At 54.3% G+C, this 16,636-nt stretch carries 17 protein-coding genes; all 17 read right to left on the reverse strand.

Translation table 11 applies throughout. The annotated features are described in order from the left end of the window. Position 1: 1 nt before the first annotated feature. A complete protein-coding gene (locus I6L44_RS10720; protein ID WP_216951796.1) occupies positions 2–742 on the reverse strand; it encodes a heme ABC transporter permease in 741 nt (246 codons plus the stop codon). 171 nt (positions 743–913) lie between these two features. After that, entirely contained in the window at positions 914–1,582 is a 669-nt protein-coding gene (gene ccmB, locus I6L44_RS10725) for a heme exporter protein CcmB (RefSeq protein ID WP_216951797.1), read from the reverse strand. 5 nt (positions 1,583–1,587) lie between these two features. Continuing rightward, positions 1,588–2,223 carry a cytochrome c biogenesis heme-transporting ATPase CcmA gene (ccmA, locus tag I6L44_RS10730; protein WP_216951798.1) on the reverse strand — a complete coding sequence of 212 codons (636 nt, stop codon included), beginning with the start codon at positions 2,221–2,223 and terminating at the stop codon, positions 1,588–1,590. A gap of 293 nt (positions 2,224–2,516) precedes the next feature. Continuing rightward, on the reverse strand, positions 2,517–2,894 hold the full coding sequence (locus I6L44_RS10735) for a DUF2802 domain-containing protein (protein ID WP_168769852.1): 378 nt from the start codon (positions 2,892–2,894) through the stop codon (positions 2,517–2,519). Positions 2,895–2,922: 28 nt separating this feature from the next. Continuing rightward, complete coding sequence (locus I6L44_RS10740; protein ID WP_005343991.1) at positions 2,923–3,411, reverse strand: chemotaxis protein CheW; 489 nt, start codon at positions 3,409–3,411, stop codon at positions 2,923–2,925. Between the two features lie 69 nt (positions 3,412–3,480). Then, positions 3,481–4,353, reverse strand: a complete 873-nt coding sequence (locus tag I6L44_RS10745) for a chemotaxis protein CheW (RefSeq protein ID WP_216951799.1) — start codon at positions 4,351–4,353, stop codon at positions 3,481–3,483. Beyond that, positions 4,350–5,144: a ParA family protein gene (locus tag I6L44_RS10750; RefSeq protein ID WP_005334696.1), complete on the reverse strand. Its 795-nt coding sequence runs from the start codon at positions 5,142–5,144 to the stop codon at positions 4,350–4,352. Before I6L44_RS10750 ends, I6L44_RS10745 begins: the two co-directional genes overlap by 4 nt. Before the next feature lie 4 nt (positions 5,145–5,148). Next, positions 5,149–6,069, reverse strand: coding sequence for a flagellar motor protein MotB (locus I6L44_RS10755; protein WP_216951800.1), 921 nt, complete (start codon positions 6,067–6,069; stop codon positions 5,149–5,151). 2 nt (positions 6,070–6,071) lie between these two features. Then, the gene (locus tag I6L44_RS10760; RefSeq protein ID WP_216951801.1) at positions 6,072–6,809 is read right to left on the reverse strand and encodes a flagellar motor protein; all 738 of its coding nucleotides are present in this window, start codon (positions 6,807–6,809) and stop codon (positions 6,072–6,074) included. A gap of 2 nt (positions 6,810–6,811) precedes the next feature. After that, positions 6,812–7,927, reverse strand: coding sequence for a chemotaxis response regulator protein-glutamate methylesterase (locus I6L44_RS10765; RefSeq protein WP_139477251.1), 1,116 nt, complete (start codon positions 7,925–7,927; stop codon positions 6,812–6,814). A gap of 32 nt (positions 7,928–7,959) precedes the next feature. Beyond that, positions 7,960–10,188 (reverse strand): chemotaxis protein CheA, encoded by a 2,229-nt coding sequence (locus tag I6L44_RS10770; RefSeq protein WP_216951802.1) that lies wholly within the window; start codon positions 10,186–10,188, stop codon positions 7,960–7,962. A gap of 11 nt (positions 10,189–10,199) precedes the next feature. Beyond that, the gene (locus I6L44_RS10775) at positions 10,200–10,940 is read right to left on the reverse strand and encodes a protein phosphatase CheZ (RefSeq protein ID WP_216951803.1); all 741 of its coding nucleotides are present in this window, start codon (positions 10,938–10,940) and stop codon (positions 10,200–10,202) included. A gap of 12 nt (positions 10,941–10,952) precedes the next feature. Then, the gene (gene cheY, locus I6L44_RS10780) at positions 10,953–11,336 is read right to left on the reverse strand and encodes a chemotaxis response regulator CheY (RefSeq protein ID WP_041234108.1); all 384 of its coding nucleotides are present in this window, start codon (positions 11,334–11,336) and stop codon (positions 10,953–10,955) included. A gap of 111 nt (positions 11,337–11,447) precedes the next feature. Continuing rightward, positions 11,448–12,167, reverse strand: coding sequence for an RNA polymerase sigma factor FliA (locus tag I6L44_RS10785; protein WP_216951804.1), 720 nt, complete (start codon positions 12,165–12,167; stop codon positions 11,448–11,450). Then, positions 12,160–13,035: a MinD/ParA family protein gene (locus I6L44_RS10790; protein ID WP_187380375.1), complete on the reverse strand. Its 876-nt coding sequence runs from the start codon at positions 13,033–13,035 to the stop codon at positions 12,160–12,162. The genes I6L44_RS10785 and I6L44_RS10790 overlap by 8 nt, the downstream gene beginning before the upstream one ends. Position 13,036: 1 nt before the next feature. Beyond that, positions 13,037–14,461, reverse strand: coding sequence for a flagellar biosynthesis protein FlhF (gene flhF / locus I6L44_RS10795; protein WP_216951805.1), 1,425 nt, complete (start codon positions 14,459–14,461; stop codon positions 13,037–13,039). Positions 14,462–14,477: 16 nt separating this feature from the next. Further along, the gene (flhA, locus tag I6L44_RS10800; RefSeq protein WP_216951806.1) at positions 14,478–16,583 is read right to left on the reverse strand and encodes a flagellar biosynthesis protein FlhA; all 2,106 of its coding nucleotides are present in this window, start codon (positions 16,581–16,583) and stop codon (positions 14,478–14,480) included. Between the last annotated feature and the right edge of the window lie 53 nt (positions 16,584–16,636).

Below are 16,636 nucleotides of genomic sequence, written 5' to 3' on the forward strand. Positions count from 1 at the left end.
CTTACTTCTCCTGTTCGGCAATCTCTTGAACCCAGGGACGATGCCACTCCCGCATCAAGAGCTCGTTTCGAAAACGCATCAGGGTAAGGGCCCCGAGAAAGGCAACAAACGCCAAGATCATGATGAGCAGTGGCCAAAGCATCTCGGGAGAGATGGAGGGTTTGTCAAACTTGGTGATAGTGGCCCCCTGGTGCAAGGTGTTCCACCACTCCACCGAGTAGTGAATGATGGGGAGGTTGATCACCCCCACCAGTGCCAGAATGCCGGCAGCACGGCCAGCAACCACCTTGTCACTGAAGGCGTTGTAGAGGGCAATCACGCCGAGATAGAGAAACAGCAGGATCAGCTCAGAGGTGAGCCGTGCATCCCACACCCACCAGGTTCCCCACATGGGCTTGCCCCAGGCGGCACCGGTAAACAGTGCAATAAAAGTGAACACAGCGCCGACAGGTGCGATAGCCGCCACCGTCATGTCCGCCATCCGCAGTTGCCATACCAGCCCGATAAAGGCGGCAACTGCCATGGTGGAGTAGGCCCCCATCGAAAGAATGGCGGAAGGAACATGGATATAGATGATCCGGAAGGAGTCACCCTGCTGATAATCGGCGGGTGCAAAAGCCAGTCCCCAGACAGTGCCGATGATGAACGATAGCAGACTTATCACAGCAAACCAGGGCAACAGGGTCCCAGCCAGCCGATAGGCCCGTTCGGGTTTAGCGTAAGGGTGCAACCATTTCCACATAACTCACAAACCTTTTTGTTATTAATTGTTTGGCGAGGCCTAACATACTGACCTCGGGATAACATCAAATACCTCGAAAGCAATAAGCGGCAATCCGCTTGATCCATCGCAACTTTATTTCTGGAAAAGAATGCCCCATGCGAAACCATGTTGCGTTCTACCAATAGATCATCAGTTAAGACTGACCCTCAATGCGGCCGAAACGGCCAACGGCGTCAGCGTCAGGGCACCAACCAGCATGGCGGCCAGAATGGCAAGCTGTCCGCCATAGGGCAAGCCCATCCCCGCCGCATCAATTGCAGAGGTGGCAAAAATCAGTACCGGAATATAGAGCGGCAGGATAAGCAGACTGAGCAGCACTCCGCCCTTGCGCAACCCGACCGTCAGGGCAACCCCGACTGCACCGAGCAGGCTCAGCACCGGTGTGCCGAGTGCCAGAGTGGCGACTACCGCCAGATAACTGTTCATATCCAGCGATAGCAAAATTGCCAGCAAGGGCGAAATCAGCAGCAGCGGCAATCCAGTCAGTAACCAGTGAGCAATCACTTTGGCCAGCGCCAGCAACCCGAGTGAATGGGGCATCAACATGATCTGCTCCAACGAACCGTCGCCAAAGTCGTCGCGAAACAGTCGCTCCAGCGACAGCATGGCCGCCAGCAAGGCTGCCACCCAGATGATGCCGGGAGCAATGCGAGCCAACAACTTGGGCTCAGGGCCGATACCGAGTGGGAACAGGGTGATGACAATAAGGAAAAACCAGAGCGGGTTAAGAATATCTGCACGCTGGCGCAGGGCCATCAATAACTCGCGGTGGATCAAATACATGACGGCACGCAACATCGAAACTACTCCTGCAGCAAGGGCGTAAGCGAGAGTGTTTTCAGTCGACCCTGCATCAGCGTCATATCCTGATGAGTGGTGAGGATCACCATCCCCCCCCGCTCGGCATGAGCCAGAAACAACCTCTCCAGCACCTTGACCCCCTGCTTATCAATGGCGGTAAAAGGCTCATCCAGGATCCAGAGAGCCGGTTTGTCACTGAGCCAGAGCCTGGCCAGAGCCACCCGACGCTGTTGACCTGCCGAGAGCTGTCCGGTCGGGTTCTCTTCAAAACCGGCCAACCCAACCTGGGCAAGCACCTGCCACAAATCCACTGTCTGCCGGGATACATGATGCAGCTTCTGATAAAAGGCGAGATTTTCGAGCGGAGTCAAGGCAGCTTTGACCCCGGGCTGATGACCGAGATAGAGCAGATTGGCATGGTACTCATCACGGCAATGGCGAATATTTTCACCATTCCAGCACACTTCACCGGAAAACGGCTGAGACAGGCCAGTCAGCAGACGCAGCAGGCTGGTCTTGCCAACCCCGTTGGGACCTTCAATTTGCACCAGATCACCGGGAACTACCGCAAAGGAGAGATGTTCAAACAGAGTGCGATCTTCACGCACGCAGCTCAGATTGTTAACTTGAAGCAGCATGGAGATTTTTTCAGAGAAAATGAAGCGGCTTGCATCTTAACACAGTATTGGAATACGTCTTTTCCAAGATGCCCTTCATCCACTGTTTTTGTGGAGAAGATCGCGCACAAGGAAAAATAGGCGTGGAAAATGATGACAATCAAAGGCATCCAAATAGATCAAACTGGAAACCTCATAACAAACCAGTATTAGCAAATAACTATTCTTCTCGATCACTGTACATGGCGCTCCATGAAAGAGCGCCATACATGCAACAGAAAAAATTCAGGAAGGCAAGTTGCCTTCCTGAATCATCAAGAGCGGCCTTTTCGCAACGATATCAAGAGCTCGGCTTCTGCCTTTGGCAACTCGCACTCACTCATGACCTCATCAAGGTCGGCGCCCAGTTCGACCATCTTGGCCGCTCGACTGTAAAGCCGTCGCTCGGGATCCTGCATGGTCAATTCTTGCTGGCGTTCATTGACCTGCTGCATCGCCCCTTCTACCGACTGTAACCGCTGTCCCATGCCGATGGCGCCGGTATGAAGCTCCATCATCTGCTTGCGCAAGCTTTCCAACTGACCTTGCAGCGTTGCCACACTAGCCTCGGACTCCTGCTTGCTACGCTTGCTCTTGAACCAGATATAAGAGGCAAACGCCAAGGCAATCAGGGACAACCCCAAGGCAACCATCTCGATTATCAAAACATCACCTTACTTATCAGAGGGAACCGATATCTTCCCACTCTTCATCGGAGAGCAGCTTGTTCAAGTCAACTAGGATCAGCAGTTGCCCATCACGGTTGCTGACCCCCTGAATGAACTTGGCGCTCTCTTCGGTACCTACAGCTGGAGCAGCATCGATTTCGGAAGATTTCAGATATACCACTTCTGCCACGCTGTCGACCATGATGCCAATCACCTGCTTCTCGGCTTCGATGATCACAATCCGGGAATTTTCGCTCACATCGCCGGAAGGCAGACCGAAACGGGAACGGGTATCGATGACAGTCACCACATTGCCACGCAGGTTGATGATCCCCAGTACGTACTCAGGCGCACCCGGCACCGGTGCAATTTCGGTGTAGCGCAACACCTCCTGAACCTGCATCACATTGATGCCGTAGGTTTCGTTTTCCAGCTGGAAGGTTACCCATTGCAGCACTTCATCTTCGGCCAGATTCTGTGCGATATTGCGCTTTTCTGTCATGTTTTTATTCCTTTTATGAAAACGTCTACTGCTAAAACTAGCAATAAAACAGCTCGATTGCAGAAGTTATCAGCGACCTTCTATGTTAACCCCACGCTCCAGCAACAAGAGCAGTTCACGAACGTGTAACAGGGCACACATTTTTTCTTTGACCATGCCCGCCAACCAAGGGCGCTTGCCCTCCTGATGGCGCCATTTAACCTGGTCACGGTGTAACAATTCAGTCCCTTTGAGATGGTGGCAGGCTAATCCCCACGGCGATTCACCAAGCATAATCAGATACTTGTAATCATCCATCTCGAGATGCTGACCCGGCATGACCCACTGGGCGGTATCGACCACATTCATCTTCTGCTCGCGAGAGGTCATGATCCCCTTGTACCAGCCCGGCTGGCCAAACAGGGAGGTGATCTCGCCCAACTGGTGAATACCACCAAGCTCGGTCAACGGCACCGCAAACGTCACGCCCGCGACTTCAAAAAAGAGGGCCTGAAACTCTTTACCAGTATCGATATTCTCCCAAGTGACAGGTTCAGTGGCTTCTACCGGAGCAACCTCCAGCGCAGTTTCAGTCAAGATGGTGGTGTGGGGCTCTGCAACTTCGGGCAGCAGCACCTCCTCAGGCCATTCAGGCTCTACCGGCAACAATGACTCCTCGGCCACAATCTCCAATGGAGCCGTCAGTGTCACCTCCTGGGTGAAGGCATCATTTTCAAACTGAACTTGTCCCACCTGAGCCAACAGTTCGCCAAGCTGGGCAAGGCGTGGATCACTTTCCAAATAAGGTGCAGCAACCACCTCGGGGACGCTTTGGGGCTGACGTTGCAACTGTAAAACAGGGGCGGATTGAACCTCTTCCACCTCATCCAGCACCAGCGGCTCATCGAGCAGCAGGGAGTGGAAATAGTCATCCATCGCCCGTACTTGAATGGTATCTCTCATGCCGTCACCTCATGAACCCGTTGCCGCTCAAGGGCATCAAGATGGTTGAGCAGCGTCTCATAGGCATAGGTTCCACGACTTCCGGGAGAATAGATAGACGGGGGGATATGCAGCAAGCTGGCATCCCGAAACTTGGTATCAATAGGGATCACCGCATTCCACACTGAATCTCCATATTGATCCTTGATCGACTTCAAGGTCATCAGAGAGGCACGGGTGCGCTTGTCGAACATAGTCGGGATCACGGTATAACGGAATTTGTCACGCTTGGAACGCTGCATGATCTCGAATGTCTTCATCATCCGCTCCAATCCTTTGAGAGCGAGAAACTCGGTCTGAACCGGCACAAGAATACGATCGCAGGCAGCCAGCGCATTGACCATCATCACCCCAAGCACAGGCGGGCAGTCGATCAGCACATAATCATATTGATCCTGAATGCGCAGCAGCGCCCGCTTCAGCACCAGCCCCATTCCCTCACGATTTCCCATTACCCGATCAAGAGTCGCCAGGGTAATAGATGCGGGTAGTAAATTGATATTCTCGAACTTGGTCTTGAGCGTCAGTTTATTGACAAGCTCGGCTGTCGGTTTGACAGCTTGAAACAACTCATAGAGGGTTCCATCCAGACGATCTGAATCAAAATCAAGATATGCAGTCAGCGAGGCGTGAGGATCGGTGTCAATCAACAGCACTCGCTGACCACGCTGGGCCAGGATCCCGGCAAGCGAGACCACTGTGGTGGTTTTACCCACACCACCTTTCTGGTTGGCAACCGTCCAAACAATCACTGTATCAATCCTGCCTTGTTGTTATACGTATGCCGCCACCGGGCAAAGAGATAACCTTTATCTCTCCAGCATCCACCGCCTGCTGCACCACAGGAACCGGTTCGGCAACCACCGGGGGCTTTACCGCCACAGGAGCTGGCGGCACCCAGGCGAATTTGGAAATTGCGACCACAACCTTGCGATTTTGCAGCCGGCCTTGCTCAGTGCTGTTATCGGCAAAAGGGGAAAACTCGCCATATGCCTCAAAGGCCAGACGCTGGGGTGCGATGCCATCAGCAATCAAGCCATTGAGCACCGCTTCGGCCCTCGCAGCAGAAAGCGCCCAATTAGAACGATAAATTTCATTATTTATCTGTTGGTTATCTGTATATCCTCGGACCCTTATATAGTTATCGACCGGTTTGAGAATACTTGAAAGAGTATTGATTACCGGTGCAGCATTCGGTCCCATAAAGGCGCTGCCACTGCCAAACAGCAGACCTGAACTGAGTTCCACAGTCAGCCAGTTCTCGTCTTGCGTCATTTTGACTATCCCGGCATCCACCAGTGACCCCATGCTCTCTTGCAACTGCATATCAAGTTTGGCAAGTGTCGTGCCATCTTGCAGCACAGGGACACCAGAAATGGGGGCAAGTGAAGGAGAGGGGGACGTTGCGCTTTCCAGCAACGAGGGGGAGGCAGAAACAGCATTCTCCAACAGTGAATTGCCCTGCCCCTCCAGCAGACCATCACTGCGAGACTGCATGACACTGAACGCCTGACTCATGCCATCTATCACCGCACGATATTTGTCCTTGTTCACCAGCGCAACAGAGTAGAGCACCACAAACAGAGCAAATATCAGCGTCATGTAATCGGCATAGGAGACCAGCCAACGGTCAAGGTGTTCACGCCCCTGCAAGTGCAAACGATAGCGCTTGCGCATGGCTACTCTCCTTTCAAATAGGCCCTGAGCCGGCGTTCAACCTGTAAACCATTCTCACCATGGGCAATGGCTAACAGCCCTTCCAGGGTCATCTCCTGAAACAGTGCATAGTGATAGTGAAACGCTCGCAACCGGTTGGCTATCGGTAGATAGATCAGGTTGGCAAACCCGACACCATAGATGGTTGCCACAAATGCCACTGCGATGCCAGCCCCCAGAGCAGATGGCTCTTCAAGATGAAACATGGCCTGGATAAGGCCCAAGACAGCGCCGATAATCCCGATAGTCGGACTATATCCCCCCATGGCTTCGAACACCCGGGCCGCATGTTCATTACGCTCCTGCTCGATATCGATATCGGCTTCGAGCAACATGCGAATATCCTCCGTGGAGACACCATCGACAATCATGTTCAACCCTTGGCGGGTAAAATGGTCCTCCTCCTGCTCAGCCTGATTTTCGAGGGCCAGCAGCCCCTGCTGGCGTGCAAAGGCAGCCCAGGATTGTAGCCGTTCAGCCTGGGCAGAGAGATCCTGCCGTGGCGGATTGAAAATCCATAGACACTGGCGCAATGCCAGCAAAACAAACTTGGCAGGGGTCTGCAACGTGACGGCACCAACGGTACCACCCAGCACGATCAAAAAAGCGGGGCCGTCCACCAGCGTCAACAGGGAGCCGCCATGCCACAGTTGGGCAATGGCAATAGCCCCCAATGCCAGGAGCAGACCGAGCAAGCCCATGATTAGCGCCCCAACTCAACCAGAATACGCTGGGCCACCTTGTCCAGAGGGAGTGATTCGCTGGCAATCCCCGCTTTGGCTACCGCTTGGGGCATACCATATACCACGCAGGAAGCCTCATCCTGAGCCCAGATGGTTGATCCCTGCTCTTTCAGCAGTCTGGCGCCATCACGGCCATCAGCCCCCATACCGGTCAGCACAATCGCCAATACCTTGTCGGCATAGGTTTTGGCCGCAGAGGCAAAGGTGATGTCCACACAAGGCTTGTAATTTACCTTGTCGTTGCCATCCACGATGCGAATGCGGGCCCCTGCACCACGACCTTCCAGCAGCATCTGCTTACCACCGGGAGCAAGATAGGCATGCCCGGGTTTAAGCACATCGCCATCTTCCGCTTCCTTGACGCCAATCTGGCATAACCCGTTGAGACGGGCAGCAAACGCGGCGGTAAAAGTGGCTGGCATATGCTGGATAAGCAGGATGGGATGGGGAAAATCCCCCGGCAACTTGGTCAGCACATTTTGCAAAGCAACAGGTCCGCCGGTAGAAGTGCCGATCGCCACCAACTGATAACTCTTGCCACTGCGCTTGAATGAAGCACTTGGCACAGTACGTTGCAGGTCAGGCTGACGATCTGAAGTTCTGGGCGCTGTGCTGCCCAGCGGAGCACGAGCAACCGGTTCAGGTGCTTTGGGGCGAGCAGCTGATGTCATCAGGAAGCGCTTGCGGGAGATCTCCTTTACCCGCTGTTGCAACAGTCTGACCGCTTCATCTTTGTCTCTGGCAATGTCCTCAAACTTCTTGGGCAAGAAGTCGAGTGCACCGGCGTCCAGCGCATCAAGCGTTGCCTTGGCGCCTTCATGAGTCAGGGAGGAGAACATCAGAATGGGAGTTGGACACTTGGCCATGATCTCCCGCACTGCACTGATGCCATCCATCACGGGCATCTCGATGTCCATGGTGATCACATCAGGGCGCAGCGACATGGCCTTGTCTACGGCTTCACGCCCATTCTGAGCAGTATCTATCACCGTCAGCATGGGATCCTGATTGATTATCTCGCTCACCCGGCGGCGAAAGAAGCTCGAATCGTCGACAACTAATACCTTGACTGCCATTGTTATTTTTCTAACTCCTTGGGCCTGAGCGATTAATGTCTACGCGCATATGCTTTGAGCAGACTCGGTACATCCAGAATAAGGGCAATACCGCCATCGCTGGTAATGGTTGCACCAGCCATCCCCGGGGTGCCTTGCAGCAGATTATCGAGCGGCTTGATCACCACCTCTTCTTGACCAATCAAGCTGTCGACCACAAACCCGATTTGCTGAGTGCCAATCTGCACGATCACCACATGCCCGGTATCCTGACGTGAGCGCTTGTTGGTACCACGGATCAACCACTTGTGTAGATAAAAGAGGGGAATCGCCTTATCACGCACAATGATGGTGAGCTGACCATCGACCATATTGGCCTTCTTCAGATCCAGATGGAAAATCTCGTTCACACAACCAAGGGGAAGCGCGAAGGTCTGCTCACCCACTTCAACCATCAGGGTCGGCAGAATGGCTAGCGTCAACGGAACCTTGATTTCGAGACGGGTGCCTTTACCCCAGGTAGAATCGATGTGCACTGACCCATTGAGGCTGACAATACTGGTTTTGACCACATCCATTCCGACACCACGGCCAGAGATATCGGAGATCTCGGACTTGGTCGAAAATCCGGGGGCAAAGATCAGGTTATAGGCATCGTTATCACTCATGCGCGCGGCAGTATCTGCATCCAGCACACCGCGGCTGATCGCAATAGACTTGAGTTTTTCCGGGTCCATCCCGGCGCCATCATCCTCAATGCAAAGCAGGATATGATCGCCTTGCTGGGAGGCGCTAAGGGTGATCGTCCCTTGCCGCGGCTTGCCCGCTTTCTCTCGCACATCCGGCATTTCGACCCCGTGATCGCAGGAGTTGCGAACAAGGTGAACAAGAGGATCGGCGAGCGCCTCCACCAGGTTTTTGTCGAGGTCGGTCTCTTCCCCAACCATCACCAGCTCAATCTCTTTTTTGAGGGTTCTGGCCAGATCACGCACCACGCGCGGGAAACGACCAAATACCTTCTTGATTGGCTGCATGCGGGTTTTCATCACCGCACCTTGCAGGTCAGCCGTTACCACATCCAGATTGGCAACCGCCTTTGACATCTCTTCATCATTACTGGCAATACCCAGACTCACCAGCCGGTTACGAACCAGTACCAACTCACCTACCATGTTCATAATGACATCAAGGGTCTTGGTATCCACCCGCACCGTCGTATCGCTTTGCACTGCACTGTTTTCGGCAGGAGCTGGCGTAGCCTTGGCGGCAGGCGCTGATGCCTTGGCTGCTTCGGCAGGTTTTGCGGGGTCAGCCTGTACAGGTTTGGCTACAGGTGTTGTCGGTTTGGGCGCAGTCACCGCGGCAGGCGCGGCAGGTGCGGCAGGTGCGGCAGGTGCGGCAGGTGCGGCAGGTGCGGCAGGTGCGGCAGGTGCGGCAGGTGCCATACTACTCTGAGGACCTTGGCCACGACCATGCAATTCATCAAGCAGGCGTTCAAACTCATCATCATCGATAAGCTCGTCCACCTCTTTTTGCACCGACTTCAGAGGATTCACCTCTGGCGCCCCCATGTGCTGTCCCTGACCATGGAGTTGATCCAGCAAGGCCTCAAACTCATCATCGGTTATATCGCCAGATTCGCCAGCAACAGTCGCTCCTGCCGCACTCTTGGTTGGTGTGCCCCCCACGCCATGCAGCTCATCCAGCAGACGCTCGAATTCATCAGCTGAAATCTCGTCTATGGATCCGCCCCCGTTAACAGGAGCAGGATCGCTGGCCTGGTTTATCGGTTCAACAACCTCGGGGTCGGAGACAACCTCAACAACAGGAGTGACAGCCTCCTGCTCCATGGCAATAGCGCCACTTGTCGCGGTTCGGAGTTGCTCTTCTCCTTCAGGCTTGCACAACTCGTGGAGGTCATGGAGCAGATCATCAGACGCAGGACTTGGCGCTTCACGGTTTTGTACTTGGGCGAACATGACGTTTATGGCGTCCAGCGCTTGCAGGATCACGTCCATCAGTTCGGCAGTCACGGTTCGCTTGCCATTACGCAAGATATCAAATACGTTTTCAGCGCCGTGGCATACGTCAACCAACTCCCCCAAAGACAGGAAACCGGCACCACCTTTTACGGTATGGAAACCGCGAAAGATGGCATTTAACAGATTCTTGTCATCAGGCCGCTTTTCCAAGTCGACCAGTTGCTCAGACAACTGTTCCAATATTTCGGATGCTTCGACCAGAAAGTCTTGCAGTATGTCTTCATCAACTTCGAAGGCCATGCGTCACTCCATTAGAATCCCAAGCTAGACAGCAGATCGTCCACATCATCCTGACCATTGACTACATCGGCACGCGCCTCTGGATTCATGATTGGGCCTTCGGCTTCAATCCCGTTCACAGGGAGAGTACGAGTTGAATGCTCAGCTGCAGCCTCACCAAACATAGTCAGCATTTCTATTAATTTTGTTTCAACTTCCTGAACCAGTTTTATGACCTTGCGGATCATCTGGCCTGTCAAATCCTGAAAGTCTTGTGCCATCAGAATTTCTGTCAGCAGTTGTCGTAACTTATCGGCATCTGACTCAGAAGCCTTAATGAAATCATCAAGTTGATGGCATAAGGACTTAAACTGCCCCACGCTCATATCTCTGGACATCAGTGCATTCCAGTTGGGCATCACCAGCTGGATATTATCATTCAGGCGATCCGCTATTGGCAGACTGGCCTCTACCGCATCCATGGTGCGATTAGCAGCCTTGTCGGTCATATCTATGACGTAATTGAGGCGCTCCCTCGCATCGGGAATGTCATGGGTGGCCAAATCGGGAATTCGGGGGTCGAGACGAAATTCTTGAAGTGAGTTATGCAGTTGTCGGGTCAGCTGACCAACTTTTTCAAACAGATCGGCTGCGTTGGGGGCACATACATTGGCAAGCAGTTCATCGGCCAGCTCGAATTCACCTTGCTCCAGATGAGCAACAAGCATCCTTGCCTGGTCGAGCGAAATCATTGCTTTCGTTTTGGCCATCATCCCTGCTGCTCCTTAGCCAAGGCGTTCAAAAATTTTGTCGAGTTTTTCTTTGAGCGTTGCTGCAGTGAAAGGCTTGACGATATAACCGTTAACGCCGGCTTGCGCGGCTTCGATGATCTGCTCGCGTTTGGCTTCTGCCGTCACCATCAGTACCGGCAGATGCTTGAGCTTTTCATCGACACGAATGGCTTTCAGCAGGTCGATACCTTGCATGCCTGGCATGTTCCAGTCGGTAACCACAAACTGGAAATCACCATTTTTCAGCATCGGCAATGCTGTGTTGCCGTCATCCGCTTCATGGGTATTGTTGAACCCAAGGTCGCGAAGCAAGTTCTTGATAATCCGGCGCATCGTTGAAAAATCGTCAACAATGAGGATTTTCATGTTCTTGTCCAAAATTCCCTCCTCAATAGCCACCTCAGTGGCTCACTTACATGATGCTAAAAACGGGTTGTGTCATGCGGATTATGCCTTAGAGTTTCATCTCAGTGTAGCCAGTACAAACACTTATAGATGCCAATCTCTCAAACGAGCGCGTAGTCTGTGCATTGCCTGACTATGTATCTGACTCACGCGCGACTCACTCACATTCAAAACCTCGCCAATTTCACGTAAATTCAGCTCTTCATCGTAGTAAAGAGAGAGAACCAGGGCTTCTCTCTCCGGTAAGCGACCAATTTGCTCCGACAGTTGAATTTGAAATCGTTCTGTGGCCAGTTCATCAAACCCCGAGCCTGACGGAGCTTCATCAGGGTTACCGATCACATCCTCACTGACCCCCAGATCCTCGATACCGATGATCTTGCCACAGGAGACATCCTGCAGCATGACATGATAATCAGCGAGAGAGACCCCCATTTGCGCTGCGACTTCCGCGTCGCGAGCATCCCGTCCATTGGCTTGCTCCACATTTTCGATCGCTTCGGCAATCGCTCTGCTGTTTCGATGCACGGAACGGGGCACCCAGTCACCACGCCGGATCTCATCCAGCATGGCACCACGGATACGAATCCCGGCATAAGTCTCGAAACTGGCCCCCTTGCTACCATCAAAGTTCCGCGACGCTTCGAGAAGCCCAATCATACCTGCCTGGATCAGGTCATCCAGCAAGACACTGCTTGGCAGGCGAGCCAGCAAATGCTGGGCAATCCGCTTGACCAGTGGAGCATGGCGCTCTACCAGCAGATAGGAATCCTGATGACGCAAGTACGCTTGGGCTTTATTCACGGGAACCTTCCTGTGTGGTGGCCTGAGTCTGTAACAGATTCTCCAGGAAAAACTCCAGATGACCGCCAGGCTGGTTGGGTACCGGCCAGCTAGCCGCTTTGTTGGCCAATGCGCGGAAAGCCAAAGCCGCCGGCGACTTGGGAAACGCCTCGACAATCAGTTTCTGCTTGCGTACTGCTGCGCGTAAATTGGTGTCATAAGGCACGCAGGCAACCAGTTCCAGTGACGTATCGAGGAAACGATCCGTTACCCGGGTCAGCTTGGCAAAAAGCTCCTGCCCTTCGCGCAGGCTGCGTACCATGTTTGCCACTACCTTGAAGCGAAATACACCGTGCTCTTTGGAGAGGATCTTGATGAGGGCATAGGCATCGGTAATGGAAGTCGGCTCGTCACACACCACCACCATGATGTCCTGCGCGGCGCGGGTGAAACTCAGCACCATGTCCGAGATCCCCGCCGCCGTATCCACCATCAGAATATCAACCTGGGTCTTCATCTCGCTGAAGGCGCGGATCAGTCCGGCATGTTGTACCGGCGAAAGCTCGACCATAGACTGGGTCCCCGAGGTTGCAGGCACAATCATCATGCCGTACGGTCCCTCAACGATAATGTCGTCGATCGTGCACTCGCCTGCCAGCACGTGAGAGAGATTGCGATGAACCCGCAACCCAAGCATGACGTCAACATTTGCCAGACCAAGGTCAGCATCCAGCACCATCACCCGTTTGCCTTGGGCCGCCATGGCTCCCGCCACGTTCAGGGTCACGTTGGTCTTGCCTACGCCACCTTTACCACCGGAAACGGCGATCACTTTTACTCGATTGTTTTGACGCATTTTGCGCAGACCACTCGCCTGATCCATATACATGTTACTCATAAAACTCCGAATCTTCGGCCTCGCCAAAGCCTGTGCCCCAGAAATAGGGCTCCTCTGTTTCTCGCTCCAGCGAGCCCATGGCCGCTCCGACGAGCTGCGCCGCATTGGCAACCTGAATATCTTCCGGAACCCGCTGCCCATCTGTGATGTAACTGATAGGCAAGGCATTCTGGATACACACGTTAATTACTTCGCCCAGATTCAGACTCTCATCCAACTTTGTAAGTATGCAGCCGCTCAAGGGAATGCGCCGGAAATGGTCAACCGCTTCCTGCATTACCCGACGCTGGGAAGTTGCCGACATCACCAGATAGCTGCGGATCCTCACCTTGGCATTTTTGACCAGGGTATCGAGCTGCTCGGTCAGCCGGATATCCCGTTGCCCCACGCCTGCCGTATCGATCAATACCAGCCGGCGGTGGCGGAACTGATAGAGGGCATTGGCCAGCTCTTCGGCATCACGCACCTGACGTACCGGACAGCCCATGATCCGGCCATAAGTCTGTAATTGCTCATGAGCCCCGATCCGGTAGTTGTCAGTGGTGATAAGGGCCACCTGCTCGGCGCCATACTTCATGGCAAAACGGGCGGCCAATTTGGCGATGGTGGTCGTCTTGCCCACCCCTGTTGGCCCCAGCAGAGCAACCGCGCCCCCCTGACGTAAAATTTCGTCTTCACTGATCTTGAGCTGAGCCGTCAACACTTCAGCCAACTGGGCCATCGCCTGATGGATAGGCATGTCTTCAGGGATCAGCCCCGCCAGTTGATCGGAAAAGGCATCGTCAAAGCCCATCTTCTTGAGCTCTTTGATGAGCAGGGCACGCATCGGCTCGCGTCGTTCAACCTCCTGCCACATCAGACCGGAGATCTGGTGCTCCAGCAGTTTACGGATGCTGGCCATCTCCTTGCGCATCCCCTCCATCTCCTGATCCCGCTGGGCAGGTTGATGGGCCCGTTGGCCGGATACGACACGCGCCTTGGGTTTGGCAGGTTCCGGGACTGTGCCCCACTGTCCCTGCTCGGCCAGCGTTCTGGGCACTGCATTGGCAGCAGCCAGACCAGCCGATTGGGTGTTGCCCATGGGAGCCCCATTGCCAGGCTTCAGTTTCTGCTGACGCGCGAGGAGGGCGGCCAGGGTATCAGCATAATGTTCGTTCTGTTCCTGAACCTTTGCGGGCTCGGGACGGGTCATCTGCCGAGCAGCAGACGAAATATTGACGCTCTCATCGTTCAGCTGACGGCGAACCGGCGCATCTTTGGGGCTCGGAACCTGGGATTGATAATCAACAGCGGCGACTATCTCTACCCCCCCGGTAACCTTCTTGTTGGACATGATGACGGCATCGGGCCCGAGCGTCTCCTTGACCTCGGCCAGAGCCGTTCGCATGTCCTTGGCAAAAAACCGCTTAATCTTCACCCGTCGTCTCCGCTAACTAGTTCTGCCCTACCGCACTGACGATGCGAATCTGCTTGTCGTCCGGCACTTCCTGATAGGACAGCACACGTAATCCAGGAATGGCATTCTTGACAAATTTCGCCAGGGTATTGCGCAGGATCCCCGATGTCAGAAGCACAGCCGGTTGGCCTTCCAATTCTTGTCGTTGAGTGGCTTCCACCAGCGAGCGCTGCATTCGCTCCGCCAGACCCGGCTCAATACCGGCACCATCACCTCCACCCGCCTGCAGGGATTGATGCAATATACGTTCCAATTCAGGTGCCAATGTTATCACCGGTAGCTCTGGGTCTGGGCCGGCAATCTCCTGCACAATCAGACGACGCAGGGCAATCCGGCAAGCCGCGGTGAGCACTTCCGGATCCGGACTGCGCGGCGCGTATTCAACCAGGGTCTGCAGGATAGTGCGCATATCGCGGATTGGCACCCCTTCATTGAGCAAATTCTGCAATACCTTCACAAGGTTACCCATGCTGATCACTTCCGGTACCAACCCTTCGACCAACTTGCTCTGGTGTTTGCCAATCATGTCGAGCAGTTGTTGTACCTCGTCATGGCCGAGCAACAGTGAGGCATGGTTGGTCAAGATCTGACTCAAATGGGTGGCAACTACGGTCGCAGTATCCACCACTGTATACCCCAGGGTCTGCGCCTGTGACACCTGCTCCTTGGCTACCCACACTGCTTCAAGTCCAAACGCGGGATCCCGGGTAGCAATCCCCTGAATTTGGCCGAATACCTGCCCCGGGTTGATGGCCATCTCTTTATCATGGTAGACGCTGGCCTCGCCGGTACTGACTCCCATCAAGGTGATGCGATATTGATTTGGTGCCAGATCCAGGTTGTCGCGGATGTGGACGGCAGGCACCAGAAAGCCCAGTTCTTGCGAGAGTTTCTTGCGCACCCCTTTGATCCGGTTGAGCAGTTCGCCCCCCTGATTGCGATCCACCAGCGGGATTAGCTGGTAACCCACTTCCAGCCCGATGATGTCTACCGGCATCACATCGTCCCAGCTCAACTCTTTCTGTTCATGCGATGGCTGGTCAGTACTGGTCGGCATCAACTCGCCGCTGGCTGCTTTGGCTACCGCCAGCTTCTCGCGGCGCAGCAGCCACCAGGCTCCAGCGGCAGCGATCGCCCCCAGACTCAGGAAGGCGAAGTGCGGCATCCCCGGCACCAGTCCCATCATCAGCAGGATACCGGCAGAGATGATCAAGGCCTTGGGATTGTCGAACAGTTGGCCCAATACCGCCGTGCCCATATCCTGATCGGTATTCTGACGGGTCACTATGATGGCGGCGGCGATAGAGAGCAACAGGGAGGGGATCTGCGCCACCAGACCGTCACCTATCGCCAGCAGGGTATAGATCTCGGCAGACTCCCTGAAGGTAAGATGATGCTGCATCATCCCGATGATAAAGCCGCCGATGATGTTGATGAAGAGGATCATGATGCCCGCAATGGCATCCCCTTTGACGAACTTGGAAGCACCATCCATAGAGCCATAGAAGTCCGCTTCCTGGGTCACATCCTGGCGACGCTTCTTCGCCTCTTCCTGGTTGATGAGGCCGGCATTCAAATCGGCATCGATGGCCATCTGTTTGCCCGGCATCGCATCCAGAGTAAAACGGGCGCTCACTTCCGCGATCCGCCCGGCCCCCTTGGTGATAACCACAAAGTTGATGATCATCAGGATAGTAAAGACGATGATGCCGACTGCATAGTTACCGCCGATCACCACATTACCGAATGCCTCGATCACATGGCCTGCCGCTGCACTGCCATTGTGACCTTCCAGCAACACCACTCGGGTCGAGGCCACGTTCAATGCCAACCGCAGCAAGGTGGCCAGCAGCAATACGGTCGGGAAAGCAGCAAATTCGAGGGGGCGCCGGGTATAGACGGATACCAGCAGCACCACGATAGAGAGCGCAATGTTGAAGGAGAAGAGCACATCCAGCATCAGTGGCGGGATGGGCAACACCACCATGCCGAGCGCGGCCAATACCAGCAGAGGGGTACCAAGGCCTTTGCTCAATACTCCCCGAGACTGTTTTAACTGGCCCAATACTGCCTTGAATTCCATCGCTCTTCTCAATGTCAACCTGCTGGTGCCAGATTAAAGCAAACATTAAGCCA

This window comes from Aeromonas sp. FDAARGOS 1414 (assembly GCF_019047065.1).
In the GTDB taxonomy this organism is placed as follows: domain Bacteria; phylum Pseudomonadota; class Gammaproteobacteria; order Enterobacterales; family Aeromonadaceae; genus Aeromonas; species Aeromonas veronii_A.

Excerpts from the sequence above, each read along its gene's own strand:
- I6L44_RS10720 (WP_216951796.1), bottom strand. The coding sequence starts at position 742 with ATGTGGAAATGGTTGCACCCTTACGCTAAACCCGAACGGGCCTATCGG.
- ccmB (WP_216951797.1), bottom strand. The coding sequence starts at position 1,582 with ATGTTGCGTGCCGTCATGTATTTGATCCACCGCGAGTTATTGATGGCC.
- ccmA (WP_216951798.1), bottom strand. The coding sequence starts at position 2,223 with ATGCTGCTTCAAGTTAACAATCTGAGCTGCGTGCGTGAAGATCGCACT.
- I6L44_RS10735 (WP_168769852.1), bottom strand. The coding sequence starts at position 2,894 with ATGGTTGCCTTGGGGTTGTCCCTGATTGCCTTGGCGTTTGCCTCTTAT.
- I6L44_RS10740 (WP_005343991.1), bottom strand. The coding sequence starts at position 3,411 with ATGACAGAAAAGCGCAATATCGCACAGAATCTGGCCGAAGATGAAGTG.
- I6L44_RS10745 (WP_216951799.1), bottom strand. The coding sequence starts at position 4,353 with ATGAGAGATACCATTCAAGTACGGGCGATGGATGACTATTTCCACTCC.
- I6L44_RS10755 (WP_216951800.1), bottom strand. The coding sequence starts at position 6,069 with ATGCGCAAGCGCTATCGTTTGCACTTGCAGGGGCGTGAACACCTTGAC.
- I6L44_RS10760 (WP_216951801.1), bottom strand. The coding sequence starts at position 6,809 with ATGGGCTTGCTCGGTCTGCTCCTGGCATTGGGGGCTATTGCCATTGCC.
- I6L44_RS10765 (WP_139477251.1), bottom strand. The coding sequence starts at position 7,927 with ATGGCAGTCAAGGTATTAGTTGTCGACGATTCGAGCTTCTTTCGCCGC.
- I6L44_RS10770 (WP_216951802.1), bottom strand. The coding sequence starts at position 10,188 with ATGGCCTTCGAAGTTGATGAAGACATACTGCAAGACTTTCTGGTCGAA.
- I6L44_RS10775 (WP_216951803.1), bottom strand. The coding sequence starts at position 10,940 with ATGATGGCCAAAACGAAAGCAATGATTTCGCTCGACCAGGCAAGGATG.
- I6L44_RS10790 (WP_187380375.1), bottom strand. The coding sequence starts at position 13,035 with ATGTATATGGATCAGGCGAGTGGTCTGCGCAAAATGCGTCAAAACAAT.
- flhA (WP_216951806.1), bottom strand. The coding sequence starts at position 16,583 with ATGGAATTCAAGGCAGTATTGGGCCAGTTAAAACAGTCTCGGGGAGTA.